This window comes from Catalinimonas alkaloidigena, from assembly GCF_900100765.1.
GTDB lineage: Bacteria > Bacteroidota > Bacteroidia > Cytophagales > Flexibacteraceae > Mooreia > Mooreia alkaloidigena.
Map to the genome: position 1 here is coordinate 362,362 of NZ_FNFO01000003.1, position 26,607 is coordinate 388,968.

Below are 26,607 nucleotides of genomic sequence, written 5' to 3' on the forward strand. Positions count from 1 at the left end.
TTCGTAAAAAGAGCAGCTCCTTCCTACCTTCATGCAAAAGCTCTACCCCACCCTGGTGCGGCTCACCGTAGCCCTGCTTTTTCTGATTCTGCTGGTGTTTGCCCTGACGCAGGCCCGCAACGTACTTTATCCGCTGGCGCTGGCGATTTTGTTTGCGTACCTGTTACGCCCCGTCGCCGAGTTTCTGGAGCGCCTGCGCGTCCCCCGCATTGCGGCCAATTTGCTCAGCATTCTGCTGATGGCCGCGGTGGTGGGCAGTGTCTTTTTCTTTCTCTACAACCAGTTCAGCGTTTTTACGGACGATTTTCCACTGTTGAAGGAACAGGCGAAAGCGAACATTCATCGCCTGGAAATGGGCATTGAGGCGACGCTTGGCATTTCAACCCACCAGCAACACGCCTGGCTGACCGAACAATCCGATGCTTTTTTCAACCCGGAGAGCGGCCAACGCATGCTTAAGTTTTTCAGCGCGACGACCAGCACCCTGGTCGCCATCTTTCTGATTCCGGTCTACATTTTTTTCCTGTTGTATTACCGGGATAAGTTCCGCGAGTTTGTCCTGCAAATCGCTCCTGCGCGACATCACCCCACGACCCTGCAGACCCTGGAAGAGATTTCGACCGTCACGGCCCGTTACATGGGCGGACTGGTCATGGTCGTGGCCATTTTGTGCGTGCTGAACTCGACGGGCCTGATGCTGATCGGCATTCGGTACCCCATTTTGTTCGGAATTGTTTCGGCGATGATCAACTTCATCCCCTACTTCGGCACCCTGGCCGGCGGCAGCATTCCGTTTCTGTTCGCGCTGTTGCTGGAAGATTCGCCTCGCTATGCCTTGTGGGTTGCGCTGTTTTTTCTGCTGGTTCAGTTTCTGGAAAACAACATCCTGACGCCCAACATCGTGGGTGGGCAGGTCAGCATCAACCCCTTGTTCATCATCCTCAGCCTGCTGGTCGGCGCGGCCCTCTGGGGCATTCCCGGTATGTTTGTGATCGTGCCTTATCTGGCCATGTTCAAAATCGTTTGCGACCACGTCGAGCGGCTACGCCCGGTTTCGTACCTGATCAGCACGCACGGCACGGAGAAGCACGCGCTGACGTGGGCCAAGATCAAAAGCGTGTTTGTACGGAACACAGCCCGCTCTTAACGATACCCCTGCGCCTGGAGGTTGAACAGTTCGGCATAGCGGCCATTTTGCTGCAGAAGCGCTTCGTGGGTGCCCAACTCCAGTACGCGGCCGCCTTCCAACACCAGAATACGGTCGGCCATGCGCACGGTCGAAAAGCGGTGCGAAATCAGGACGGCGGTTTTGCCGCGGGTCAGGTCCGCAAAGCGCTCGAACACCTCGTATTCGGCGCGGGCATCGAGCGCGGCCGTAGGCTCGTCGAGGATCAGCAACTGCGCATCGCGCATGTAGGCCCGGCCCAGTGCAATTTTCTGCCACTGTCCTCCCGAAAGGTCGACGCCCCCAAACCGGCGACCGATTTTCTGTTCGTACTGCTCCGGCAAACCGGCAATCACCGTATCGGCCAAACTCAGGGCGGCGGCGGTTTCAATCTTAGGACGAGTGAGTCGGTCTTCGATCTGCCCCACTGCAATGTTATCGGCCGCGGTGAACTGAAATTTGACGAAATCCTGGAAAATCACCCCGATGTTGGCGCGTACTTCGGCAGGATCGTATTCGCGCAGGTCAATGCCGTCGAGCAAAATGCGTCCTTCAGTCGGGTCGTACAGCCTCCCCAAGAGCTTGACAAGGGTAGTTTTACCCGCGCCATTTTCACCCACCAGCGCCATCTTTTCGCCCGCACGCAGGTGAAAATCCAGATGGCGGATGGCCCACTTGTTGCTGCCTTCGTAGCGGAACCCTACGTTTTCGAACGTAAACCCTTGCTGAATGGGACGAGGAAACGAACGCGCACCGACCAACCGCCGGATGCGGGGCTGCAGCTGGAAAAACTCGAAGAAGTCGTTGAGGTACAAAGCGCCTTCCGACACACTGTTGAAGCGGTTCAGCACTCCTTCCAGCAGGGTACGCATGCGCTGAAACGAACCGGCCAGGAACGTCAGATCCCCGATGCTGATTTCACCACTCACCGTACGCAGCACGATAAAGACGTAGGCACCGTAGTAGCCGGCCGTGCCTAGGGCCGAGAAAAGCAGCCCCCACCAGGCACGCTTCACTGCAATTTTCCGGTTTTCGTGGTAAAATCGATCCGACAAGTGCCGGAAGCGGTCGACCAGAAATCCGGAAAGGCCAAACATCTTTACTTCTTTGGCGGTCTCGTCCGACGCCCCCGTAAACCGCAGGTAGTCCAGCTCACGACGTTCGGGGGTCCAGTTCCGCACCAGCGAATAGCTCCGCTCGTTGAAGTAAGACTCCCCCACGAAAGCGGGAATCACCGCAATAACCAACAGCAGAATAAGCCACGGATTGAAGGCGACCAGCCCCACGGCCAAAAACGCCATCGTCACCACATCCTGAAACTGACTCAGGGTCTGCGACATCAGGACAGTACGCCCGACAGTTTGCCGCCGGGCCCGCTCCAACTTGTCGTAAAACTCTGAATCCTCGAACTGGGTCAGGTCCAGTTCTGCCGCGTGCTCCATCAGGCGAATCGACGAAGCATTGGCAAACAGATCGCCGAGCAGGCTATCGAGCAGATTGATGGCCCGGTTGAGCAGATCGGACAAGATCGCCAGGCCAAACTCCAGCGCCAGTAGGGTCAGGAGCCACTGGACCGAACCGCTGTCCTGCGTCAGGGCTACCACCTCGTCGATGATCAGCTTGCCGACGTACAGCACCGCCGGGGGTACTGCCGATTTGATGACACGCAGCGCGACGTTCCCCCCTGCATAGGCGGGGCGGGTGTGCCAGATCATCTTGAAAAAAGCGGGAAGATTTTTGAACGCCTCGAACCGCTGGCGTAAGGTCAACGAGTCTGCATCGGACTGCCCGTTGCGTGCGGCGTTCCCGTTCGAACGCCCGTTTAGAATTGCCATACGCTTCGGTAACAACGGAACCCCTCGGAAAGTGTCAGACACCGACAAAAACGGTCACGCAAAAGTCTCTACCTTTGGCCCTCACTTCAGTTCCAGCGCATGCCACACACCACGCTCCTCCTCAATGCCCGTTTGGTCAACGAAGGCCAGATCATCGAAACCGACGTCTTAATAGAAGGAGAACGGATTGCCAGGCTAGGAGGAGACCTGGCGTCGCTCCCGGCAGACCAGACCCTCGATGCACGTGGCAACTACCTACTTCCCGGTCTTATCGACGATCAGGTGCATTTTCGTGAGCCCGGACTTACGCATAAGGCCACGATTTATTCGGAAGCACGGGCGGCAGTAGCCGGCGGCATTACGTCGTTTATGGAGATGCCCAACACGCAACCCCCGGCGGTAACCCATGAGCGCCTGGAAGCCAAGTACGACCGGGCAGCCCAAACGTCCCTGGCGAACTATTCTTTTTACCTGGGGGCCAGCAACGACAACCTCGACGAAGTGCGGCGGGTAAACCCGGCCCAGATCTGCGGCGTCAAGGTGTTTATGGGTTCCTCGACCGGAAACATGCTGGTCGACAACGAAAAAACGTTGGAAAACATTTTCCGGGAAGCGCCTACGCTTATTGCTACCCACTGTGAAGACGAGGCCACGATCCGGGCCAATATGGCCGCCGCGCGCGAAAAATGGGGCGAAGACGTGCCGATCGAAGAACACCCTAACATCCGCAGTGCCGAGGCATGCTACCGCTCTTCTTCACGTGCCGTAGCACTGGCCAAACAACACGGTGCCCGTCTGCACATCCTGCACATTTCCACTGCCCGCGAGCTGGAGTTGTTCGAGAACACGCTACCGCTGGCTCAGAAAAAAATTACGGCGGAAGCCTGCCTGCACCACCTCTGGTTTCACGAAGCCGACTACGTGCAGAAGGGTACGCTCATCAAATGGAACCCCGCCGTGAAGACGGAACAGGACCGCGCGGCCGTTTTTCAGGCGGTGTTGGACGACCGCATCGACGTGCTGGCGACGGACCACGCCCCCCACACGCGCGAAGAGAAAAACAATGGATACTTCAAAGCGCCGTCGGGTGGACCGCTGGTGCAGCACCTACTGCCGGGGTTGCTGTCCTTCTGGCATCAGGGCAAAATGAGCCTGGAAAAAATTGTGGAAAAGACCAGCCACGCACCGGCGACACTGTTCCGCATCCAAGACCGGGGATTTGTGCGCGAAGGGTATTTTGCCGATCTGGTACTGGTCGATCCTAACGCTCCCTGGACGGTGTCCCACGAAAACATCCTCTACAAATGCGGCTGGTCTCCGTTTGAAGGCACGCAGTTTCCGGCCAAAGTCACGCACACGTGGGTGTCGGGGCATCTGGCGTACCAGAATGGTCAGTTCGACGAACGCCAAATGGGACAACGCCTGCGTTTTCAGCCCCGCTAAACGACTGGAACTGCCACAAAAAAAGCCCCATCTGCATGGGGCTTTTCTATTTTCAAAGTTGTGCTGCTTATTTTCCTGTTTTCCAGGTGCCGGTTTCCAACGCCTGTGCTTTGTCGAACATACCGACCGCCTGTTGGAACACTTCGTCGTTCTGATGGAAAACGGGGTAGAACCCTTCGTTTCGCCACACGGATTTGGCAATGAAGGCCTTCACGCCGGTTTTGATCGAGCTTTTCGAACGCTGGAACTGCTCTTCGTTGTACTCAATGCCTGCGCTTTTGGCAACCGCCTTCAATTCCGCCAGCATTTTGTCGCTTACCTCGTAGTTCTTCACAAAATCGTTCAGGTCCATTTTCTGGAACATCTTCTTGTTCCGATCATAATAGTCCATGGCGTATTCGCGAATCAAATTCTTGTTGTAGAGTTCGATCAGGTAACGCGAATTCTCCGACGTGTCGGCTGGCACAAAATAGTCGGGCATAATGCCGCCGCCACCGTATACCGTCCGGCCGAGTCCCGTCTGGTAGCGGAGCGAATCGTTGAATTTGATGCTGTCGGCGTGGAAGAACTCACCGTGCTCGTAACGGTTGTAGATGTCCATGCCGTATTCGTCGCCTTCTTCGTAAGGCTTCTGGATGCTACGGCCGCTCGGCGTGTAGTACCGAGAGATGGTCAGGCGCAGTTCCGAATTGTCGGATAGCGTTACCGGCATCTGAACCAGTCCTTTCCCGAAAGAACGACGCCCTACGATCAGCGCGCGGTCATTGTCCTGCAAGGCACCCGCGACAATCTCCGAGGCCGACGCACTGCCTTCGTTGATCAGCACGATAACGGGGCCTTCTTCGAAATCACCTTTTTTATAAGCGTATACTTTGGAATCGAAGCGTTCGCCACGGCCGTCAGTATACACAATCAGTTTGTTACCTGATAACAACTCGTCGGCCATTTTGGTAGCGCGATCCATGTACCCACCCGGGTTATCGCGCAGATCGAGGATCAGCTTCCGCATGCCTTTGGCCTTCAGTCCGTCCAATGCTTCTTTAAACTCGTTGTACGTATTGGCAGCAAAGCGGCTGACCTTCAGGTATCCTACCTGATCGTCAACCATGTACGCAACGTCGATCGAATACGACGGGATTTTGTCGCGCGTGACCACGAAATCAATCGGCTTCTGTTCACCCCGGCGCTGGATACCCAGCTTAACTTTCGAGCCCTTGGGGCCACGCAGTTTGCTGAATACATCACGGTTCGTAAAGCCGATACCCGCCACGTTTTCGCCATCCACCGACACAATTTTGTCACCGGCCCGAAGTCCCACTTGCTCCGAAGGGCCGCCGCTCAGCGGCGTCACGACGTTGATGGTATCTTTCACGATCAGAAACTCGATCCCGATTCCCTCGAAATCGCCTTCCAGTTGGGTCTGGGCCATTTCCACGTCGCGGGCGGGGATGTATACGGTATGAGGATCAAGCTTTTCCAGCATTTCCTCAATGGCCGTTTCGACCAGATCGTCGGTGTTGACAGAATCGACGTAATCGCGTTCGATCAAGCCCAGCACTTCACCGAACTTTTTGTAATTATTTAAGACCGCCCGGTTGTTCTGGCCGCCGAACATGGTGGCACCGACCAGCATTCCGCCTGCAATGGCCAGGGCCAGCAAGATGGGCAGACGCACTTGCGTTTTAGAATTTTTGATTGATTTCACGCTCCTATAAAATGAAAAGTTGTCTGACAGAGATAGTAAACATACGCAACTTATGGAAAGTTAGATCGACCACTGATACGCTTATCCGGCCATCAGTACCAAAGTTGTCCAAGAACTTACGCGAATATATAAATTTAAATAACAATACTAAAACTTAAATTATCGCAGTGTAAACGCATCGGCGTCCTTAAAAAATGGGAGTCGCTGGCGAAACCGCGTGAGTTCGTCGTACGACAGGCTGATGGTCTCGACCTGATTACGCGCGAGCGCCTTGCTAAGGTAATTCCCCTGGTAGTCGATCACCCCGCTTCCCCCAGCATACGTGAGTCCGGCTCCATCGCTTCCCGTTCGATTAACGCCAACCGTGTAACAAAGATTCTCGATGGCGCGCGCTTGCAGCAAAATTTCCCAGGCCTGATGACGTGGTGAGGGCCAGCTGGCCACAAAAATGAGAAGGTCGTAAGCATTCTCCACATTACGGCACCAGACCGGAAAGCGCAGATCGTAACAAATCAGCGGACAAATGTTCCAGCCCCGCCATGAGCGAATCAAGCGTTCGCTACCAGGTGTATAGGCTTCTACCTCGCCTCCGAGGCGGAACAAATGCTTTTTATCGTAAACCGCAAATTGGCCATCAGGCTCCATCCAAAGCAACCGGTTGAAGTAATGCTCGCCTTCCCGGACAATGTAACTTCCTGCCACTGCGGCATCGGCCTGCGCGGCTATCTGCCACATCCAGCGGAAGGTGGTGAGGTTCATGGGTTCGGCCAAGGCTTCGGCGCGCATGCTAAAACCGGTGGTAAACATTTCTGGCAGCACAATCAGGTCGGTCGGCTGATGATGTTCCCAGAGCATTTCTTCCAACATGGCCCGGTTGGCTACCGGATCTTCCCAGTACAGATCGGCTTGTACCCACGTAACGCGTAACGGAGACGCCATGAAATACTACGTTTTTTACGTTTTCTGCAAAAGCCTCGTAATTTACAAACCTTTCAGTAATAAGTCTTTACCATGCGTTCGTTCGGAACTCCCAAGAAATACGACAAGGCTGCGGCGTATGCACGCATTGCCCGCTACTGTGCGTACCAGGAACGTAGCCCCAAAGAGGTACGTGACAAACTGCGCAGCTACGGGCTAACGTCCCAGGAGGTAGAGGAACTGACGGACCGCATGATCGACGAAAATTACCTGCACGAAGCGCGCTTTGCCGAAGCCTACGCCGGAGGAAAATTTCGCTTGAAAAAGTGGGGGCGGGTGCGCATCCGCATGGGATTGCGCCAGCACGGCATCGCAGATTCCCTGATCGAAGAGTCGCTAGCCGCCTTGGATGCTGTGGATTACCGCGCTACGCTTCAACAGTTGGCGCAGAAAAAAGCGGCTTCCCTCACCGCCGAAGAACCCTTGTTACGAAAACAAAAACTTGTGGCTTACCTCCTTAACAAAGGATACGAGCCCGATCTGGTCTGGCCCCTTGTGGAAACTACGCTCTCCTGACGACTTATGCGGAATCTGTTTTTTACCATTTTGCTTATTACCCCTCGCCTGCTCATTGCGCAAAACACCGCTACGGAGGCGTCATCGCTCGAGGAATTGTATCGACAGTTGCACGCCCACCCGGAGCTTTCTTTTCATGAAACCGAAACCGCCGCTCGCCTGGCGCGCGAATGGCGGGAGGCAGGTTTCGAAGTAACCGAACAGGTCGGCGGCAACGGAGTGGTGGCGGTGCTTAAAAATGGCAAAGGCCCTACGCTGTTGATCCGGACCGACATGGATGCGCTGCCCGTTGAAGAAGCCACTGGTCTTCCGTATGCCAGCGAAGTGACTACCCAAGACGATGCCGGGCAAGAAGTACACGTGATGCATGCCTGCGGCCACGACCTGCATATGACGGTTGCCGTCGGGACGGCGCGGGCGCTGAGCAGCCAACGGAACCAATGGAAGGGTACTCTGGTGATGATCGGGCAACCTGCGGAAGAGCGCAGCGGCGGAGCCAATGCCATGCTCGACGACGGGCTTTTCACACGCTTTCCACAGCCTGACTATGCGTTGGCCCTCCACGCCAGCCCTACCCTGGAAGCGGGCAAGGTAGGTTACGTGTCTGGTTATGCGCTGGCCAACGTCGACATGGTCGACATCACCGTCCACGGCCGGGGCGGACACGGTGCGTATCCGCATACAACGCTCGATCCGGTCGTGTTATCGGCACGACTCATTCTGGACCTGCAAACGATTGTGAGTCGTGAAATTTCTCCGCTTGAGCCGGCGGTCCTGACCGTCGGATCTATTCACGGCGGTACCAAAGGCAACGTTATTCCCAACGAGGTACGGATGGAACTGACCCTGCGCTCGTACAGCGATGAGGTGCGCAATCAACTGATCGAAAAAATCAAACGGACCTGCCACGGCGTTGCGCTTTCGGCCGGTGTACCCGACAGCTTACTGCCCGAAATACAGATTCGTAACGAATCGACGCCTTCGGTCTACAACGATCCGGCCCTGACAGAACAACTACAAAAAGTATTTGTCAAAACCCTGGGGAGCGATCGGGTCGAACAGGTACCGCCCGTCATGGCGGGGGAAGATTTTGCACGGTATGGCCGCCAAGATCCTAAAATTCCGATTATGCTTTTTTGGTTGGGCACCGTCTCGCCCGAAAAGTTGGCGGCGGCGCAGCAAGGCACGTTGCCACTCCCTTCACTGCACTCCGCGCAGTTTGCCCCCCACTATCCACCCGCAATTCGGACGGGCGTACAGGCCATGACGCAGGCGGCGCTAGCTTTGTTCAACGGAAAAAAGAAGTAGCCTTACAGAGGTTTGACTGTCTGCAACGTGCGGGTGTGCGAGGTACGCCCTTTTTCGCCATTCCAGCGAAAATTTACGTTGGCTAACCCAGGAGCGGTAGAGCTACTGGGCAACGAGAAGAAGAAAGTGGTGCCGAGCCCCTCTTGCGATTCGACCCAAATTTGCCCGCCGTTGCGCTCAATCATCTCTTTGCAAAGAATTAAGCCCAGCCCCGTTCCGCTCTCGTTCTGCGTGCCTTTGGTCGTTAGGTGCTCTTCGATGCGGAACAACTTGGCTTGCGTCTCTGGCGCCATACCGATTCCCTGGTCGGTTACTGCAATTTCCAGGTAATTCCAGCGGCGCGTGGCCGAAACGGTCACTTCGGTATCGGTTTGCGAGAATTTCAGGGCATTGGAAATCAGGTTCCGCACGGCCGCCGCAATCATGTTGCGATCGGCGTAGGCCCCACAATTAGCCGGAATTTTGTTGAGCAGCGTAATTTTTTTCTGCTGCGCCATGTTCGAGCTGTACTCCACTTCTTCGGCAACCAGTTCGCGCAAATCGAACGAAACGGGCAAGATCTCGTCCCGGTCCATCTGGATCCGCGCCCAACTCAACAAGTTTTCCAACAGGCGCCGGGTACGCTGCGCCGACTCGGCCATCATTTCTGTCAGGCGTTTCCGTTCTTCGTCGCTCATGTTGGCAGAAGGCGTCAGCATCAGCTGAGAAAGGCCTACCAAGCTGTTGAAAGGCGCTTTCAGGTCGTGCCCAATAATGGAAAAGAACTTGTCCTTGTTGTCGTTACGCTCGCGCAACTCTTTTTCCAGACGCGTTCGCCGGCGCATTTCGGCCACAACGTGCAGAATGGCATACAGCGAAAGCCCGATGATCAAAATCCCACCCAGAATGGACCCTTGCTTGAACAGGGTCACCATCGAATCCGATTTACTCTCTTGCTGACTCAGCAGCGCCATCTCGGCTTCCTGCATCCGTTTGATGTGGTAATGCAGGCGTTGGGTGTAGTAGCGCCCCTTCGAAATGGTTAGATAGATCTGTGCTTCGGTGCGTCCTGCCTCCTGACGAGTGGCAATGGTTTTTTTGAGCATCGCCATGCGCATGGTCACCAGATTTTTCAGGCTATCGGCAGCGCGTTGCTGCTTGGGGGTATCGATGGTTTCTTCGAAGCGCTTCAGGTCGCGGTTGATGTACTCGATGTACATGTCCAGTCCCTGATAACTGCTATCGCCGGTGATGATGTAGTACTGTAATTCCGACTCGGCTTTGGAAATATTATAGGATACCGATTCCAACGCGGTTTGGGCGGCGTTGCGACGTTTGGTCCAGGCAAAGTGCTGGTTTTGATAGTTCGTTAAGTACAACGCCGAGAAAGCGCCCAGCGTGACCAGTAGAACGATCAACGAAAATATGATGATGATCTGGCGATTCAGGGTAGAACGCAGCCAGACCGGTGTATTTTTCCACATACTCATCGTAGTTGAAAGCGCATGTGCGTACCTGCCTACTTTTGATTAGATAGCCAGATCCTTTCGGGAGCAATAACTCAAATGTACTCTTTCAATGGCCATTGCACTTGATTTAGTACAACTCCTCGAAATAGGGCAACGCCGTGTGTGTAATATTATAGAAGAGGTTTATGCGATATCGTTTATTCTCTGTGAAGACATATGAAAAAACGCACATGCTTTAAGAGGCCAACGCCCCCACTAGCTTGCCTTTATAGTGCTATTTTTCTTCTTATTGGATAAGATCAGGGCCATTTTTATTACATGTATGGATTTGCGCCATTTTGTACTACTTCTTGAAGGCGTCTGCAGCAAGGCCTCGGCGCGATTTATTCCTAGGGTTTATGAGAAAAGTCCAGGACACCACGCCACTTCTTCCTTTCCTTGCAGATCCTACACGTACGAGTATGAGTTCTGTCCATCTTTCGTGCGTCTCCCTAGTTCGACGATTCCGCTAATTTTCCGGCCGCATGTCGTACCGTTCCCTTCTCATTGCTACCCCACGCTACGTCGGGTATGGCTTTCTGCACTACTTTTTTTCCAGCCTGGGACAAACGTTCCTGATCAGCCTCTACGTTCCTTCTTTCAATCAGGCCTTTCACCTGAATAATGCCGATTTCAGCTGGTTGTATGCCGTGGCGACGCTCGCCAGCGCGTTTACGCTCCCTACGCTCGGCAGTGGTGTCGACCGTTACCGCCTTCGGTACGTCAGCCTGGCCAATGCCCTCGTTATGATGGCCTTCTGCCTGCTCCTGTCGTTTGCCACCAATACCCTGATGCTGGGGGTCAGCCTGTTCGGCCTGCGCCTCACCGGACAGGGAATGATGGTACTGATCGGCTCTACGGCGGTGGCGCGTTACTTCGAAAAAGATCGGGGCAGAGCGCTTGCCCTCGCCGCCGTCGGCATCTCGGCCGGAGAGGCGCTGTTGCCCGTTTCGTTGGCCACGCTGCTGGAAGTGGTCGCATGGCAGTCGTCTTGGCAGTTTCTGGCCCTGGCCACGCTTGTGGTGTTTGTTCCGGCGGTTCTGGGCCTAGTAGGGGCGCGCCACCCGTTTCAAACGGCCGCCCTTCCTCCAGGCACTCCTGATGCGCCGGCCCAGGGAATGAGTCGCCGGCAGGTGCTCGGTGACCTGAATTTCTATCTTCTGCTGCCGGCTTTTGTCTTTGTCCCGTTCTTCATCACGGGTCTGTTCATTCACCAGAACTTGATTGCCGACGCAAAGATGTGGAGCATGGAACAGATGGCAACGGGCTTCGTGGCATTCGGAGTGGTGCGCATCGCGACCTATTTCGTGGCAGGGCCGCTCATCGACCGTTTTTCGGCCCGCCGCCTGTTTGTATTCCATCTGGTGCCGATGGCGCTGGGGCTTCTCGTGCTAGGTGGGGTGGATCAGGCCTGGGGGATTGGGTTGTACCTGAGTCTGGCAGGAATTTCTGCTTCGGTTGCCTCTCTGACGGGCGTGGCCATGTGGGCGGAACTCTACGGCACCCGGCACTTCGGCGCGATCAAAAGCTTGGTCACGACGCTGACCGTACTCGCTTCGGCACTGGGCCCGATCGTACTCAGCGAACTGCTGGCGCAAGGCTTGTCAGTAGCGCTTCCGGTTTCGGTAGGACTTGCGGTAGTCGTAACTGGATTGGGATGGTGGGGCATACGACGACACAACCTGTCTGCTGCCTAGCCCGCGCAACGCTCTACAACTGCATGGCATCGGACGACTCGCGCATGCGGACCAGCGTATCGATCACAAAATCAACTTCTTCGGCCGTATTGTATTTGCTGAACGAGAACCGCACCGTATGGCGCTCTTCGTTGTAACGCAATGCCTGCAACACGTGCGAGCCCACATTGGAGCCACTCGAACACGCGCTTCCGCCCGACGCGGCAATCTGATTGATGTCGAGGTTGAACAAAAACATGTCGCCCATCTGGTCGGGCGGCAGGCTAACGTTCAGTACGGTATACAGGCTGCGCTCCAGGTTGGCGCAATCGCCCACAAATTGTGCGCCGTCGAGTTTTTCGCGCAAACCGGTCATCAGACGTTGCTTCAAAGCGGTGATGTGCCGTCGATCTTCTTCCAGGCGTGTACACGCGAGCTCCAATGCGGTAGCCAGCCCTACAATGCCAGCAACATTTTCGGTACCGCCCCGCATGTTGCGTTCCTGCGCACCGCCAAACAACAAAGGGCTGATTTTCCGGTCGCTATTCACATACAAAAAGCCTACGCCTTTGGGCCCATGAAATTTATGTGCCGACCCTACGATGAAATCGACGGGAGTCGCCTGCAAATTGTGCTGGAAATGCCCTACGGTCTGCACCGTATCGCTATGGTACACCGCATCGTACTGGCGACACAAGGTGCCCACTGCCTGCAAATCCGTCAAATTCCCGATCTCGTTGTTGCCCTGCATCAGCGAAACCAGCGCGTGCGGGTGTTGCTTCAGTAGCGCTTCAAGATGCGAAAGGTCTATGTGGCCCTGGGCATCCAATTCCACAAAATGCAATGCTACCGAGCCATGACTGGCCAGATGCTGCACCGTATGCAACACCGCATGGTGCTCAAGGGGACTGGTGATGATGTGTTGAATGCCTAACGCGTGCACGCTGCCACGAAGCGCCGTGTTGTCAGCTTCGGTGCCACAGGACGTAAAGAAAATTTCGGACGGGCGGGCATGGAGCAGATCGGCTACCTTTCGCCGCGCTTTTTCGACCGCAGCGCGTACCTCGCGCCCGAACGAATGGATGGACGACGGATTGCCGAAGTGCTGCTGCCAATACGGCAACATCGCTTCCAAGACAACCGGGTCGAGCGGTGTCGTGGCGGCATTGTCGAGGTAAACCCGCATAAGGGTTAAGCTTTCTGCGTGATGATTTCTTTGATGTCGGAAATGAGTTTCCGCGCCAGGTTATCGGCGGTAACCATCGATTCCGCTTCTGTGTAAATCCGGATGATCGGCTCAGTATTCGAACGGCGCAAGTGCACCCACTGGCTGTCGAACTCGATTTTTACACCGTCGATGGTGTTGATCGGCTGCTTCTGGTACTTCTGGGTAATGGCGTCCAGCACACTTCCCACGTCGATGCTCGGCGTTAGCTCGATCTTGTTCTTCGACATGAAGTAGTTGGGATACGAGCCGCGCAACATGGTAGCGGGCTTGCCAAATTTGGCCAGATGGGTCAGGAACAGGGCAATGCCCACCAGCGCATCGCGACCGTAGTGCAATTCGGGGTAGATCACCCCACCGTTGCCTTCGCCCCCGATTACGGCGCCTTTTTCCTTCATCAGCTCGACCACGTTCACTTCGCCTACCGCCGAAGCAAAATACTGCCCGCCGTGTTTTTCCGTTACGTCGCGCAACGCTTGTGTAGACGAAAGGTTCGAAACGGTGTTGCCTCCCGGATGATGCTTCAGAACGTAGTCGGCCACTGCGACCAACGTATACTCTTCGCCGAATACCGTGCCGTCTTCCGTCAGCAGTACCAGACGGTCTACGTCGGGATCGACCACGATGCCCAGGTCAAATTTGCCCTTCTCGATTTTACTGGAGATGAACGTCAGGTTTTCGGGCAGAGGCTCCGGATTGTGCGGAAACTGACCGTCGGGTTCGCAGTAGAATTTTTCTACCCGCTTTACACCGAGTGCCTCCAGCAGCATGGGAACCGCCAGTCCGCCGGTCGAATTCACACAGTCGATGGCAATGGCGAAATTGCGCTTTTCAATGGCCTTTTTATCCACCAGAGGCAGGGCCAGAATCTTCTCGATGTGCTTCTGTAAATAGCCTCCTTTGGCCTCGTACGAGCCCAGTTTCTTTGACTCGACGAATTCCACGTCGTCGGCTTCGGCAATGTCCAGCACCTGCGCACCGTCGGCGGCGGACAGAAACTCACCACGCTCGTTCAACAGTTTCAGGGCATTCCATTGCGCCGGATTGTGACTGGCCGTGATGATGATTCCACCAGCGGCTTCCTCATCCGTAACCGCGATCTCAACGGTTGGCGTAGTCGACAGCCCCAGGTCAATCACGTGCAAACCCAGCCCCTGCAACGTGGCAGTTACCAGATGCGACACCATTTCGCCCGACACGCGCGCGTCCCGCCCCACCACGACGTGGCGCTTCTCGGAGCGCGACAACAGCCAGCTCCCGTAGGCAGCGGCATACTTCACGATATCGGGAGGTGTAAGGCCTTCTCCACTCTTACCCCCAATGGTTCCTCTAATACCAGAAATAGACTTGATTAGCGACACTATTTAGCAATTTGAGCACACAAAACTAGTAAACAAAGGTGGATTTTCCCTTGGTGGACGTGTGGGAGAAAGCACGCCGGTCGGCCGCTCAGGATTCGATCGGTGCGGCGGCAGTCTTCTGCTGCGCCGACTCACACGTTCCGTACTCTTTGCCGCAACCACACTTTACTCCCTGCTCACGCAAGAAAGGACTTTGGGTAGCACACGTACCCCGAAATTCGCCTTTTTTCAAAAAGATGAGGCGGACGGACATGAAGATGAAGAACAACGAGATGAATCCGACCGCTAACAGAAAAGTCGCCATGACATTACTAATTTAACTTCAACAAAATTACGACGAAGGCCTGTTTACAACCTTGCCCCTGAGCCGAAAGTTTCGCGTAGAAACGATAATTCACTTACATCGCCAAATTCTTCTTGGCCATCAGATCAATGCTCAGGTGCACCTCCGGGTGGATCATCCGGTCGCCAAACGACTGGTCGGCGCGGTACACCAATCCCCAGTGGGTGCGGTCGATGTTGAACTTGGCCTGCGCCGACACCTGATTGGCGTCGATGCTAATGCGGGCCGGGAAGGTGATGCTCTTGGTGGAGTCTTTCAACGTCAGGTTTCCGGTCACCAGATGGGTGGGATTTTCGAGCTTAAACTCACTGTCGCTGGCCGTGCTGGCCTCGGCCGTGCCCCCTGCCTCGTACGGCTTTACGCTCGAAAGTTCGAAACGGGCCTCCGGGAATTTTTCACTCTCAAAAAAGTCGCCGCTTTTCAGATGGGTCGTCAGTTTTACCCGGTCTTCGTTGCCCATGCCCTCGTCGACGACGGCCAGCGAGTTGATGTCCATGACGAAACTTCCGGCTTCCAGTTGTCCGTTTTCTACTTGCAGCGTGCCCTCAATAATGTCGAAGGTTCCCTGGTGGCGGCCGGTTACTTTGGTGCCGACCCACATAATCTGGCTGGCCGAGGTATCGACCGTGTAACTTGTACCGGCGTTCGAAACGGCCACCGCCTGCTCTTCGCCTACCTGCGCTTCTTCGCTTTTAGGTGCTTCGGAGCAACTTGTGGCATAGAGAACAACGCTTGAGAATAAGACGACGTACTTTAGGTTTTTGTGCATCCTGGTATAAAGCTTGATGAAACATCGGGCGATGGCCAAGCCCCGCCGAAACTCGAAAACTAGACTAATTTTATGCACTAAGGTACATGATAATAAGGAGTTTACGCCACAAAGCCGGGAGGTAACGCGCAACGCCCCCCTGTTTCTTACAATAACTCTTGTCCCGTCGGTAACGTTTTGCTACCAATCCTTATGAAAAAAATCCTCGTCCCCACCGATTTTTCGGAAACCGCCACCGGCGCCCTGCACGCAGCGCAAGAGATCGCCCGGCAAAGCGGAGGCACCCTCCATTTGCTACACGTCATCACGCCGGTCATCATGCCCACGGCAACCCTTGATACGACCATGGGCTATAATTACAGTGATCCGGCCGTAGAACAGGTGATGACCCGCCAACTGATCGAACAAGCTGAAACTCAACTGCAGGAACTGGCTGCGGCTTCGCCAGTACCCGTGCAGACCGAAGTGCGCCTCGATCAGGTAACGGCCGGCATTCTGGAAACGGCCGAACAAACCGGCGCGGAACTTATCGTCATCGGGAGCCAGGGTGAAGGCGGTACGCTGTTTGGCTCTACGCACGAGCGTGTGGTGCGGCACAGTACCTGTCCGGTACTGAGCATTCGCGAAGCCAAGGGCCGATTTTCGCCACAACACATTGTGCTAGCGACCGATACGGAAGAACATACCCCCGATATTGCCCCCGCAGTACGGCAGTTGCAACAGCTCTTCGGGGCTCGATTGCACGTGGTGACGGTGCGCACCGCGTCGGAAGCCGAAGAGCACACGTTACAGGAACGTCTGCGCACCTACGCGGAGCGGCATCACTTACAGGACGCTGCGTTACACGTCGTCACCGACGAAGACGTAGAGGAAGGCATCCTGCATTTTATCGACCGACAGCGGGCCGATCTGGTCGCCATGACCACCCACGGCAGGAGTGCGCTTGTGCAGCTATTTTCTGGTAGTATTGCCGAGAACGTGATTCACCAGGGGCACCGCCCGGTACTCACACTTCACATCGAAGCTTAGCATCCATGCAGGGAAACGACCGTCGGCGGGTCTGGTTTGTGGTCAACCCACTGGCCGGAAAACGTACGAACATCGACCTGGCGCAACTGATCCGGGACCACGCCAGCCCCACGCACCTCGCGTACGAGATTCACTTTAGTCAGTACGCCGGCCACTCTTCGCTTCTGGCGCAGGAAGCGCTTGCCGCGGGCGTTGAGGCGGTGATCGCCGTCGGGGGCGATGGTACCATCAACGAAGTGGCATCCCAGCTGGTGGGTTCGTCCGTGGCGCTGGGCATTGTGCCGTTCGGCTCCGGCAATGGGCTGGCCCGCCATTTGCACATCCCGCTCGAACCGGTTCGCGCCCTGCAAAACCTCGCCGTTTACAGCCCCTATACTATCGATACCGCTACGCTGAACGGCCGGCCCTTTTTCTGCACGGCAGGTGTCGGGTTCGATGCGCACGTCGGCGCCCTGTTTGCCCGGAGCGTGCGGCGCGGCTTTCGCAGCTACGTCACGACCACGCTGCAAGAGTATTTCAAGTATGAGTCGCACCGCTACCGTCTTTGCTGGGACGACCAATCGCTGGCGCTTGAAGCGTTTACCATCACGTTCGCCAATGCCGGACAATACGGCAACAACGCGTGGATTGCCCCCAAGGCCGACATCGCCGACGGGGTGCTGGACCTGTGTGTGCTTCGCCCTTTTCCACATTACGTTATGCCGGTGCTGGGCACGCAATTGTTTCGCCGCACCCTCGATCAATCGCCGTACCTGGACATCCATCCTGTCAAAAAAGTAGTGTTAGAATGCGATACGTCGGTCCCCACGCCGCTGCACATCGACGGGGAGCCGCTGGCGCTGGAAGGTCCGTTTACGATTGCCATTCGGCCGGGGAGCCTGCGGGTGCTGTGCTGAACCGACGGCCGGGAAATCTGTACCTTACGGTCGATTTTTCACTTGACCTTTTACTGCCGTGGCAAAAAAGAAGAATGACTGGAAAGGCCGAAGTGGCGTGGTGTATTCCACCAGCGACTCGTTTAATTATGATTACGAAGGCGCTTCGCAGGAAGAGACGCTCCCGCCGCAGCAACAGCAGCTCCGCGTTTCGCTCGACCGCAAACAGCGGGGTGGCAAACAGGTTACGCTGGTCACGGGCTTTGTCGGCACGGACGACGACCTGAAAGAATTAGGCAAGATGCTGAAGACCAAATGTGGCGTGGGCGGGGCGGCCAAAGACGGCGAAATCGTCGTGCAGGGCGACCACCGCGACAAAGTATTGCAGTTGCTGCTGGACCAGGGGTACAAAGCCAAAAAATCGGGCGGCTGAGTTACGCTTACTCGCCCCAACGCCACTCTTTTCCCAGTTGCAGGGGCTCTTTCAGATGGTGCTTCACCAGAAAGTCGCGTGTGTCTTCCGTGCTGAGGCGCGCGGCAGGAATGGTGTCGGCATTGGCCAGCGCCCAGAGGAGCATCGCGGTGTAGCGCGCGCTGTTTTCGATATCGGCCCGGTTGATCAGGTCGAAGTCATCACAATCGGCATGGTAGCAGTCGTAAAGCGCCGGGTTGAGGTTGCTGATGGGGCTTGCGACCGGAATGCCCTCCAGCATAAATCCTTGGTGATCGCTGTGCAGCCCCGGTCGGCTCATCAGCCGATTGGCAAATTCTGGCTCGACCTTTCGAATGTCTTCGCCCACCGACTGGAAAAACGCGAGTGCTTCGTCGCGACCGTAGGTGTTGAACCCGACAGGATTGCCGGCCATGTCCAGGTTAATCATGTAACGTACGTTGTCGAGATCGCCCGTTTCCTTTAACTCGTGGAGCATGGCGTGCGACCCGAACAAACCGATTTCTTCGCCCATAAAGAGAGCAAACTGAATGGTGCGCTTGGGTTTAAGCTTGAGTTCGCGGAATACCCGGGCGATTTCGAGCACCGTAAACGACCCGATGCCGTTGTCGAGCGCCCCGGTGGCCAGATCCCACGAATCCAGATGCCCCCCGATGATGATGCGTTCGTCGGGCAATTCTTTTCCTTCGAGCGTGGCAATCACGTTACGGGCCTGCACCTGATCGCTGGTATTGCGCATTTGCAAGTGTCCCTCCAACGCTTCTTCTTTCATCCAGTCGCGCAACTGCTTTCCCGATTCGCTCGAAATGCACACCGCCGGCAGGGGAATCAATGCGCCGTCGACCGAAGCCGTACCGGTCAGTAACACGTTGCCTGCCACCTGGTTGATCAGGATCACCCCGGCAGCGCCGTACTGGATGGCCAGGGCCGTCTTTTCCGAGCGGTGCAGGTTTTTCAGGAGGCTATCGGCGGGCGTTTGCGGCACCAGCCCCAGGTTCATCACCGCAATTTTTCCTTTGACCTCCGCCGCGTGGTGCTCGAAATCGCGGGCCAGCCCGTTACCCAGGTCGAGCAAAGGAGCTTTTACATTACTTTGTATCGGCGAATGCGCCAGCGTAACGGCCTTCATCGTCACAAAATTGTCGCTGTGCGCCGGGACGATGTTCAGCGATACTTCCCCACGCTGCCACACTTCCGCCCCGAATTCCTGGAAATCGACGTTGCGGTAGCCGTATTTCTTCAACAGATCGTACGCATATTTTTCTGCCCGGTGGCCGTTGTCGGTACCCGTCATCCGGTGCCCGATGGTAGAGGTCGCATCGCCCAGGGTCTGATATGCCTGCCCGTGCTCTTTCACTTCCTGGTTGATCTGCCGGAAAACCTCGACGCGATCCGGCTCGGGACCTTTGGTCGCCAGCGGCACCCACGCCATCAGCAGGAGAAGGAAGAGGAAAAGTCGGGATCTGTGCATAAGAATAAGTTCGTCAAAAATCTGTACGGATAAAAATCCCGCGCGTCTTACTGCGGGCGAATCGGAACGGGCGCGGGCGCAAAACGTAAAATCACCGTCCGGCCGGAAAGGGTTTCGAGCATGGGCCGCAGCACCTTATCGGCGTTTTCTTCCGTTTCCTTCAAAATTTCGTCTTTCAACGCAGCGTTCAGAATCTCGCGTTCGGCGCGGCGATACGCCTCGTCCACCAGCTTTCCCTGATTCATGGGCTGGTACTCTACGTCCAGCACCCGCGAACGCTGGTGATCGATCCGATGCGAGCAGATTTCCGGCGCGGGCAACTGCACCAGCACCGTATCGCCCACAATCTGAACGTCGCTACTGTCGAGCTTAGCAAAGTCGATGCACCCGATGGCTTCGCCCCGCACCAACAGATGCACCTGCGCATTGGGCAGAAACCACTCGCGCACCACTTCGTGGTCGATCACGTCTGTAAAGTGGTAACGCACCAGTTCCATACGTCCCAGCGCTTCGATTTTCTCGACGAGGGTGTGGTGGGTCGTCGTGACGTTCTGGGGCGAAGGATCGGGACGCCAGAGCCTGGGCAAATGGTAATAGGCCAGGTAGATCAGGAAAAGGACAATCGCCCAGCGAATGATTTTTCTCAACATGAACGGCTGTTGCAAACGTACACTAAAAAACGCCACCCGTATGGACGGCCACCAGGGCGCTACCGCGTGGAAAGAAACCTTTCTCTGCCAACGCCACTATTCCGTAAAACATTTTTCCGGTGTAGATGGGCTCGAGGGGAATCCGGTGGACGGATGTAAAATGCGATACGAACGAGGTTAGTTCCGCCGTGGTGCGGGCATAGCCCCCAAAATGATACGCGGTGCACACGTCCCACGACCGGTCGGACACCGGCCCAAACTGCCGGGCGTAGGCGTGCAGCAACTGTCGCACGTCGTCGCGCAAAAAGTCGCCACCCTTCAGCACCGAAAACCCCAGGGCCTGCGCCTCCGGCCGCATACCGACCACCAGACCGGCCAGCGTTCCGCCCGTGCCGCACGGACAGCAGACCCAGTCGTACGGCTCCTCTACCGACGCCAGAATGTCGCGGCATCCCCGAACGGCCAGGGCATTGCTCCCGCCCTCCGGAATCAGATAAAACCGCCCGAACTGTTGTGCCAACGCGTCCCTGAAAGCGGGCTCGTGTTTTTGACGGTAGTGCGTCCGGTCCACGTAATGCAACGTCATGCCACACTGGCAGGCCCACTGCAACACCGGATTCAGCGGCTCGTGCGGTTCGCCCCGGATCACCCCGATGGTGCGAAACCCTTCGGCCTGGCCCAGGGTCGCTACCGCCCGAATCAGGTTCGAATAAGCTCCGCCGAAGGCCAGCAGCGTGGTGTGGCCCTCTCGCCGGGCCTGGTCTGCGTTGTAACGCAGTTTGTGCCATTTGTTGCCCGCCAGGTGTTGCCGCACTTCCTCACTCCAGGGGGGCAGGCGGTACAAATCGTCGCGCAGCACCTTCACCTCGATGCCCCGTTGCCGGAACACGGGATGCGTCAGGGTTTGGAGCGGAACCGAAACGGATTGCGACATCATTGTAATTTAGCGGCCGGAAAAATCAGCAAAATGGCGGAACCAGACGACGAAAACTTTGAGGAATCGGATGACCTGTTTGAACATTACCGACTGCAGGCCGACCCGCGCCAGTCGTTGTTGCGGCTGGACAAGTTTCTGACCGACCGCCTGCCGAACGCCAGCCGCAACAAAGTGCAGGAGGCGATTGCCAACGGCTTTGTGCATGTGAATGAGGCAAACATCAAGTCCAATTATAAGGTAAAGCCGGGCGATGTGATTACCGTATCGTTGCCGCACCCGCCGCGCGAAACGGACATTCTCCCGGAAAACATCCCGCTCAATACTGTTTACGAGGACGACGACGTGCTGGTGGTGAACAAGCCGGCGGGCATGGTGGTGCATCCCGCCTACAACAATTGGACGGGGACGCTGGTCAATGCCCTGGCGTACCACTTCCAGAACCTGCCGACCTCGCAAAACGGCGAGGCGCGTCCCGGGCTCGTACACCGCATCGACAAGGATACGTCGGGCCTGATGGTAGTGGCCAAAACGGAAGTCGCGATGACGCACCTAGCGAGACAGTTTTTCGATCACTCGATCGAGCGGACCTATTGGGCTTTGGTGTGGGGCGAGCCGGAGCCGGCGCAAGGTACGATCGACGTGAACCTGGGGCGTAGCCTGAAAGACCGGCGGGTAACTGATGCGTTTCCGGCGGGTGACATCGGGCGACGGGCCGTGACGCATTATCAGGTGCTCAAACCGCTGCGGTACATTTCGCTGGTAAAGTGTAATCTGGAAACGGGCCGAACGCACCAGATCCGAGCCCACATGAAGTACCTGGGGCACCCGCTGTTCAACGATGCGACATACGGCGGAGACAAGATTCTGAAGGGCACGGTCTTTTCGAAGTACAAGGCTTTTGTCGAAAACTGTTTTCAGTTGCTGCCCCGGCAGGCGCTTCATGCCAAGTCGTTGGGGTTTGTGCATCCGACCACCCGCCAGTGGCTTCAATTCGAGTCTGAGCTGCCCGACGATTTTGCGGCCGCGCTCGACAAATGGGAGCGGTACGTAAACCAGCACGAGTAATTTGACCGCATCCGATATTTTCGCGCACTAATTTTTCAATCCGGTAACTTAAACCGGCTTCGTGCAGTATCTGCTTTTGCAAATCGTCCTCAACCCGCTTTCACCGCCCTTATGCCTACGCTGCAAAACGATCACTTACGGCTCACGCTGAAACCCATCGGTGCCGAAATGACCAGCCTTTACCACCTTGCACAAGAAAAAGAGTACCTCTGGCAAGCCGATCCGGAGGTGTGGGCCCGGCACGCCCCGGTGCTTTTTCCGATCGTGGGCAAGCTCAAGGGAAATCAGTATCAGGTCGATGAACAGACGTATACCCTCCCGCAGCACGGTTTTGCGCGGGATTTGCCGTTCGAACTGATCAAACAAAGTCCACAGCAGGCGCTCTTCCGGTTAGAAAGCGATTCGACGACCCGCGAAAAATACCCGTTCGAATTTCGGCTGGACATCGGGTATGCATTGCGAGGGAGTGCCGTTCGCGTGAGCTATACGGTTGCCAATCAGGGAGACGAAACCATGTATTTTTCGATCGGAGCGCATCCGGGCTTTGCAATCTGCCTGTTTCCGGACGAACAACTGGATGATTATTACTTGGAGTTTGACCATGCGGAGCGTGCCGCACGGGCGCTGCTGGAGGGCGGCCTCTTCAACAGCGCGACCCGGCCCGTTCTTACCGGCACCCCGACGCTTCCGCTCGACGCCCACTCGTTCGACGAGGATGCCATCGTGTTCAAACAGTTGAAATCACAAAAAGTAAGTCTGAAAAGCCGCAAGAGCGACTACCGGGTCAAAGTCTGTTACGCAGGTTTTCCTTACCTGGGCATCTGGTCCAAGGCGGGCGCTCCGTTCGTGTGCATCGAACCTTGGTATGGCCTGGCGGACGCGACCGACGCCACAGGGCAGCTTTCTGCCAAAGAGGGGATTCTTTCTTTAGGCAGTGGGAAAACGTTCCAATGTCACTTCGACATTTACGTCGGTCCTTCGGTCAAATAGCCTCGCGCGGGAATTGCTAACTTGCGCGGGTCTGTCTTGATGCGTGCTTATGCCGTTCTGCTCCAGAAAGTTTGCGTTTATAGCTTTGTGTTGGTCGTTGTCCGGGGTGCTCCTAGCGCAGTCGGGTGCCGAAAAAGCCTGTTTCGCCTACGATGCGCAAGCCTACTACGGGGCCATTTTCCGTTACCAACGCCACACCCAACAGGTCCTGTTTACCCACCCTTATTCCCTTGAAGTTACCGTAAACCGCCTTCCGACCGGGCGACACGACTGGGAGCGGATGTACGGCGGCCCGACGGTAGGCGTCACGCTCTCGTATACTCATTTTGGCACCGCGCACGAACTAGGCCGTGCGGTGGGCGCGACCACGCAGTTTCGGGTGCCGCTGCGCCGTTTTCGGCACGGATGGCTGGAAGCCGACCCCGGACTGGGTGTGGTGTACGGCAACCGACCCTACGACCGGGAGACCAATCCGTACCAGAAAGCTTACAGTACCCACTTTAGCGTGTTGTTGCGCGGCAACCTGAATTACTACCATACCCTTGCGGATCGGTGGGCGTTAGTCGCCAGCCTGGCCTTTCGCCATTTTTCGAACGGTGCGATGCGCAACCCGAACAACGGGATGAACTACCCACTTGTCGGCGTAGGTGTCCGGTATCAACCCCACGGGGCACTGGTGCCCATCCGCCCGGAGCCCCCCACCACCCCGGTAGAAAAAACGTGGCACCTGCACCTGGCCGGGGCCATTGCCTGGAAACAAGTGACGTTCGGTACGCCGCGCAAGGCGGTCTATCAGGGAAATCTAATGCTGATGCATCGGTTGGGACGCTACGCTTCACTAACGCTGGGAACGGATCTGATCCACGATCCGACGTTCGACCGCGACTATGCCGCCCGTCTTCAGGAAATAAAAAATACCGATCCCTGGAAAGCCGGCGTCACGGTTGGCGGCGAAATGCACATCGGAACGTTGGGGGTACTGGCACAAATGGGGCTGATGGCGTACGATCCACACCTGTTCAACGGCAGGCTGTACCAACGTTTCGGGCTGCGCTACCAACTGACCCGCCGCTGGTTCGTACAGACCACCGTGCGGGCGTATTCGCGCAAAGCCGAGTGCCTTGAATGGGGCGGCGGCATTCGCTTCTGACTTATTTTTCCAGCAGCTTGGCCGCTTCCCAATAGGTATCCATTTCGGCAAGCGTCATGTCCGACAGTTGTTTGCCGGCCTTGCGGGCTTCTTCTTCTAGATACGTGAAGCGCTGAATAAATTTCTTATTGGTGCGCTCCAGGGCGGCTTCCGGCTCCACTTGGGCAAAGCGGGCGAAATTGATCAGCGAAAACAGCAGATCGCCAAATTCTTTTTCCAGCTCGGCCTGGTCGGCTTCGCCCCGGTCGGTTTTCAGGTAAAGCTCTTCAAACTCTCCCATCTCTTCCTTCACCTTCGCCCACACCTGCGATTTTTCTTCCCAATCGAACCCGGCCCCGCGGGCCTTTTCCTGAATGCGCATGGCCTTCACCACTGCTGGCAGCGATTTGGGCACCCCGCTCAACACCGACCGGTTGCCCTCTTTCAGCTTAAGGGCTTCCCAGTTTCGTTTCACGGTCTCTTCGTCGTCGGCTTTAACGTCGCCGTAGATGTGCGGATGGCGACTGATCAGCTTTTCGCACTGTCCGTGTAGCACGTCGGCAATATCGAATGCACCCGTTTCGGAAGCGATGCGCGCGTAAAAAATCAGATGTAGCATCACATCGCCCAACTCCTTGCGGATTTCCGGCAAGTCGTCCTCCAGAATGGCATCCGACAATTCGTACGTCTCTTCGATGGTCAGGTAGCGGAGGCTTTGCAACGTCTGTTTACGATCCCACGGGCACTGCTCCCGCAGTTCGTCCATAATGGTCAGGAGACGGTCAAAGGCCTCCAATTGCTCGGCACGGCGGCTTTTCGGATTCATGTGATGCGTTTGGCTAGGCAACGAAGTTACACAATCGGTCGCCCGTGTCGCTACTTTCCGGCAAACTTATCGAGCACGCTGAACGTCAAACCCTCCAGGTACTGCAACAGCTCCTTGGGGTTGTCAGGATCGGCCCGTACGGCCGTGAGGTTGGGTAAATGTTCCGAAAAAAACAGTTGTTCGTGGACCGCCCCTACCAGCGTACTGACCAGCGACAACGCGTACGGATACCCCGGGGCGTAGGCCTCTACCAGATCCGCAATCCGCTGGCACAAGGTTTCGTATGCCTTAAAAGCGCCTTCTTTTCCGATGGCGTCTACCTGTTTGGTCAGGTACAATTTCGGCGACTCGGCAATCACAATGCGGTGCAGCAGTTCTTCGTCGACGTGAATGGAAGCCGGATCGTTACGGCGCGACTCCATGAGGACTCGCAACGCAATGCGCAGCTTTTGCGCCGGATCGCTCAGATTATGCGTCTGATAGTCAATCAGGTAATCGACCCAGGTCCAGTACCAGGATACCAGATAAACCAGCAGGCGGTGTTTGTTTTCGAAATAGCGGTAGATCGAGGCTTCGGTGGAGGCGATGCGTTTCGCGAGTTTTTTAAAGGTAAACTGCTCAAACCCCATCTCTTCGATCAACTCAATGCTAAACTCAATGATTTTCCGACCCAGTTCGGTATCCTGTGGGTCGCGCAGGAACAGCTTATCGCTTACTTTCAGAATTAATGTAGCCACGGGAAAACGAGTTAATGAATCTACAGGCAGCACCAAAGCAAACCCCATGCCTAGTACTACTATCAAATGTAGTAAGACTACCTTCAATAGCAAAGCTATCTTTTTCAGGAATTTAATCCGCCGTGAAAGGATACATTTCTGTTCTTTTGTTGTTAGAACTTTACACCACCGATGCCGACCTGACCGTCACATGGAAATACGTCAGTTTCTAAAAACCCATAATCTACGTTCTACAACGCCTCGAGAAGCCATTTTACAGCTTTTCATGGCGCACGATTATGCGCTGTCGCACGCCGACATTGAAGCGACGATCGATGCCTCGATTGATCGGGTTACGATTTACCGCACGCTGAAAACGTTCCTGGACCGTGGGTTGCTGCATAAAGTGCTGGACGACTCAGGAACGGTTCGCTACGCCCTTTGCCCATCGAGCTGCAACGAAAGTGAGCATCACCACGAACATGTGCATTTTAAGTGCGTCAATTGCGGGCAAACGCAATGCGTGGAAGAGGTGCATGTCCCGAACATTGCCCTTCCACAGGGCTTTCAACCCATCGAGGTCAACATGCTTGTACAAGGGGTTTGCCGCGCCTGCGGTAAGTCATAAAAAATCCCCGCTGGGCGGGGATCAAAACT

Annotated in this window: 25 protein-coding genes; 12 read left to right on the forward strand and 13 right to left on the reverse strand. The window is 56.0% G+C overall.

All coding sequences use genetic code 11. The features are described 5' to 3' along the window. The first annotated feature begins 31 nt into the window (after nucleotides 1–31). Nucleotides 32–1,147 carry an AI-2E family transporter gene (locus BLR44_RS08650; protein ID WP_089681308.1) on the forward strand — a complete coding sequence of 372 codons (1,116 nt, stop codon included), beginning with the start codon at nucleotides 32–34 and terminating at the stop codon, nucleotides 1,145–1,147. Here the strand turns inward: BLR44_RS08650 and BLR44_RS08655 are convergent. Continuing rightward, the gene (locus BLR44_RS08655; protein ID WP_089681309.1) at nucleotides 1,144–3,000 is read right to left on the reverse strand and encodes an ABC transporter ATP-binding protein; all 1,857 of its coding nucleotides are present in this window, start codon (nucleotides 2,998–3,000) and stop codon (nucleotides 1,144–1,146) included. The genes BLR44_RS08650 and BLR44_RS08655 overlap by 4 nt on opposite strands. 99 nt (nucleotides 3,001–3,099) lie before the next feature. Here BLR44_RS08655 and BLR44_RS08660 point away from each other — a divergent pair, with 99 nt between their 5' ends. Then, nucleotides 3,100–4,443 carry a dihydroorotase gene (locus tag BLR44_RS08660; RefSeq protein ID WP_089681310.1) on the forward strand — a complete coding sequence of 448 codons (1,344 nt, stop codon included), beginning with the start codon at nucleotides 3,100–3,102 and terminating at the stop codon, nucleotides 4,441–4,443. Nucleotides 4,444–4,510: 67 nt separating this feature from the next. Here BLR44_RS08660 and BLR44_RS08665 read toward each other — a convergent pair whose 3' ends face one another. Together BLR44_RS08665 and BLR44_RS08670 are read right to left on the reverse strand one after the other, a co-directional pair. Further along, nucleotides 4,511–6,148: a S41 family peptidase gene (locus tag BLR44_RS08665; RefSeq protein ID WP_245706008.1), complete on the reverse strand. Its 1,638-nt coding sequence runs from the start codon at nucleotides 6,146–6,148 to the stop codon at nucleotides 4,511–4,513. A gap of 159 nt (nucleotides 6,149–6,307) precedes the next feature. After that, complete coding sequence (locus BLR44_RS08670) at nucleotides 6,308–7,087, reverse strand: amidohydrolase (RefSeq protein WP_089681311.1); 780 nt, start codon at nucleotides 7,085–7,087, stop codon at nucleotides 6,308–6,310. 72 nt (nucleotides 7,088–7,159) lie between these two features. Here BLR44_RS08670 and BLR44_RS08675 point away from each other — a divergent pair, with 72 nt between their 5' ends. Both BLR44_RS08675 and BLR44_RS08680 read left to right on the forward strand, forming a co-directional pair. Continuing rightward, a complete protein-coding gene (locus BLR44_RS08675) occupies nucleotides 7,160–7,642 on the forward strand; it encodes a regulatory protein RecX (RefSeq protein WP_089681312.1) in 483 nt (160 codons plus the stop codon). A gap of 30 nt (nucleotides 7,643–7,672) precedes the next feature. After that, nucleotides 7,673–8,950 carry a M20 metallopeptidase family protein gene (locus BLR44_RS08680; RefSeq protein ID WP_245706009.1) on the forward strand — a complete coding sequence of 426 codons (1,278 nt, stop codon included), beginning with the start codon at nucleotides 7,673–7,675 and terminating at the stop codon, nucleotides 8,948–8,950. Between the two features lie 2 nt (nucleotides 8,951–8,952). On the opposite strand, the gene BLR44_RS08685 is transcribed toward BLR44_RS08680, so the two are convergent. Continuing rightward, a complete protein-coding gene (locus tag BLR44_RS08685) occupies nucleotides 8,953–10,413 on the reverse strand; it encodes a sensor histidine kinase (RefSeq protein WP_176955952.1) in 1,461 nt (486 codons plus the stop codon). A gap of 509 nt (nucleotides 10,414–10,922) precedes the next feature. Here BLR44_RS08685 and BLR44_RS08690 point away from each other — a divergent pair. Beyond that, on the forward strand, nucleotides 10,923–12,134 hold the full coding sequence (locus tag BLR44_RS08690) for an MFS transporter (RefSeq protein WP_089681315.1): 1,212 nt from the start codon (nucleotides 10,923–10,925) through the stop codon (nucleotides 12,132–12,134). Nucleotides 12,135–12,147: 13 nt separating this feature from the next. On the opposite strand, the gene BLR44_RS08695 is transcribed toward BLR44_RS08690, so the two are convergent. From BLR44_RS08695 to BLR44_RS08710, 4 genes are all read right to left on the reverse strand, one after another. After that, nucleotides 12,148–13,299, reverse strand: a complete 1,152-nt coding sequence (locus tag BLR44_RS08695; protein WP_089681316.1) for a cysteine desulfurase family protein — start codon at nucleotides 13,297–13,299, stop codon at nucleotides 12,148–12,150. A gap of 5 nt (nucleotides 13,300–13,304) precedes the next feature. Further along, entirely contained in the window at nucleotides 13,305–14,699 is a 1,395-nt protein-coding gene (gene glmM, locus BLR44_RS08700) for a phosphoglucosamine mutase (protein WP_089681317.1), read from the reverse strand. Between the two features lie 88 nt (nucleotides 14,700–14,787). Next, nucleotides 14,788–15,003, reverse strand: coding sequence for a hypothetical protein (locus BLR44_RS29125; RefSeq protein WP_089681318.1), 216 nt, complete (start codon nucleotides 15,001–15,003; stop codon nucleotides 14,788–14,790). Between the two features lie 94 nt (nucleotides 15,004–15,097). Further along, on the reverse strand, nucleotides 15,098–15,811 hold the full coding sequence (locus BLR44_RS08710) for a YceI family protein (RefSeq protein WP_089681319.1): 714 nt from the start codon (nucleotides 15,809–15,811) through the stop codon (nucleotides 15,098–15,100). A gap of 192 nt (nucleotides 15,812–16,003) precedes the next feature. Here BLR44_RS08710 and BLR44_RS08715 point away from each other — a divergent pair, with 192 nt between their 5' ends. Genes BLR44_RS08715 through BLR44_RS08725 form a run of 3 tightly spaced genes read left to right on the forward strand, consistent with a single transcriptional unit; the run spans nucleotide 16,004 to nucleotide 18,148 of the window. Next, nucleotides 16,004–16,840 carry a universal stress protein gene (locus BLR44_RS08715; RefSeq protein WP_089681320.1) on the forward strand — a complete coding sequence of 279 codons (837 nt, stop codon included), beginning with the start codon at nucleotides 16,004–16,006 and terminating at the stop codon, nucleotides 16,838–16,840. A 5-nt stretch (nucleotides 16,841–16,845) separates the two neighbouring features. Beyond that, nucleotides 16,846–17,736 (forward strand): diacylglycerol/lipid kinase family protein, encoded by an 891-nt coding sequence (locus tag BLR44_RS08720; RefSeq protein ID WP_089681321.1) that lies wholly within the window; start codon nucleotides 16,846–16,848, stop codon nucleotides 17,734–17,736. Nucleotides 17,737–17,794: 58 nt separating this feature from the next. Then, nucleotides 17,795–18,148 (forward strand): translation initiation factor, encoded by a 354-nt coding sequence (locus BLR44_RS08725; RefSeq protein WP_089681322.1) that lies wholly within the window; start codon nucleotides 17,795–17,797, stop codon nucleotides 18,146–18,148. Between the two features lie 7 nt (nucleotides 18,149–18,155). On the opposite strand, the gene BLR44_RS08730 is transcribed toward BLR44_RS08725, so the two are convergent. From BLR44_RS08730 to BLR44_RS08740, 3 genes are read right to left on the reverse strand one after another with little or no spacing between them, the layout of a single operon-like run. Next, complete coding sequence (locus tag BLR44_RS08730) at nucleotides 18,156–19,637, reverse strand: M28 family peptidase (protein ID WP_089681323.1); 1,482 nt, start codon at nucleotides 19,635–19,637, stop codon at nucleotides 18,156–18,158. Between the two features lie 47 nt (nucleotides 19,638–19,684). Next, entirely contained in the window at nucleotides 19,685–20,287 is a 603-nt protein-coding gene (locus BLR44_RS08735; protein ID WP_089681324.1) for a DUF4230 domain-containing protein, read from the reverse strand. A gap of 22 nt (nucleotides 20,288–20,309) precedes the next feature. Beyond that, nucleotides 20,310–21,224, reverse strand: coding sequence for a 1-aminocyclopropane-1-carboxylate deaminase/D-cysteine desulfhydrase (locus BLR44_RS08740; protein WP_245706010.1), 915 nt, complete (start codon nucleotides 21,222–21,224; stop codon nucleotides 20,310–20,312). A 30-nt stretch (nucleotides 21,225–21,254) separates the two neighbouring features. Here BLR44_RS08740 and BLR44_RS08745 point away from each other — a divergent pair, with 30 nt between their 5' ends. The 3 genes from BLR44_RS08745 (at nucleotide 21,255) to BLR44_RS08755 (ending at nucleotide 24,429) form a co-directional block, all read left to right on the forward strand. Continuing rightward, nucleotides 21,255–22,289, forward strand: a complete 1,035-nt coding sequence (locus tag BLR44_RS08745) for an RluA family pseudouridine synthase (RefSeq protein WP_089681326.1) — start codon at nucleotides 21,255–21,257, stop codon at nucleotides 22,287–22,289. Nucleotides 22,290–22,400: 111 nt separating this feature from the next. Then, nucleotides 22,401–23,279 carry an aldose 1-epimerase family protein gene (locus tag BLR44_RS08750; protein WP_089681327.1) on the forward strand — a complete coding sequence of 293 codons (879 nt, stop codon included), beginning with the start codon at nucleotides 22,401–22,403 and terminating at the stop codon, nucleotides 23,277–23,279. 85 nt (nucleotides 23,280–23,364) lie between these two features. Beyond that, complete coding sequence (locus tag BLR44_RS08755; protein WP_176955953.1) at nucleotides 23,365–24,429, forward strand: acyloxyacyl hydrolase; 1,065 nt, start codon at nucleotides 23,365–23,367, stop codon at nucleotides 24,427–24,429. A gap of 1 nt (nucleotide 24,430) precedes the next feature. Here the strand turns inward: BLR44_RS08755 and mazG are convergent, their stop codons facing one another. Together mazG and BLR44_RS08765 are read right to left on the reverse strand one after the other, a co-directional pair. Next, nucleotides 24,431–25,234 carry a nucleoside triphosphate pyrophosphohydrolase gene (mazG, locus tag BLR44_RS08760; protein ID WP_089681329.1) on the reverse strand — a complete coding sequence of 268 codons (804 nt, stop codon included), beginning with the start codon at nucleotides 25,232–25,234 and terminating at the stop codon, nucleotides 24,431–24,433. Nucleotides 25,235–25,284: 50 nt separating this feature from the next. Further along, entirely contained in the window at nucleotides 25,285–25,971 is a 687-nt protein-coding gene (locus tag BLR44_RS08765; protein WP_089681755.1) for a TetR/AcrR family transcriptional regulator, read from the reverse strand. 190 nt (nucleotides 25,972–26,161) lie between these two features. Between BLR44_RS08765 and BLR44_RS08770 the strand changes: the two genes are divergently transcribed. Further along, a complete protein-coding gene (locus BLR44_RS08770) occupies nucleotides 26,162–26,578 on the forward strand; it encodes a Fur family transcriptional regulator (RefSeq protein ID WP_089681330.1) in 417 nt (138 codons plus the stop codon). Nucleotides 26,579–26,607: the final 29 nt, after the last annotated feature.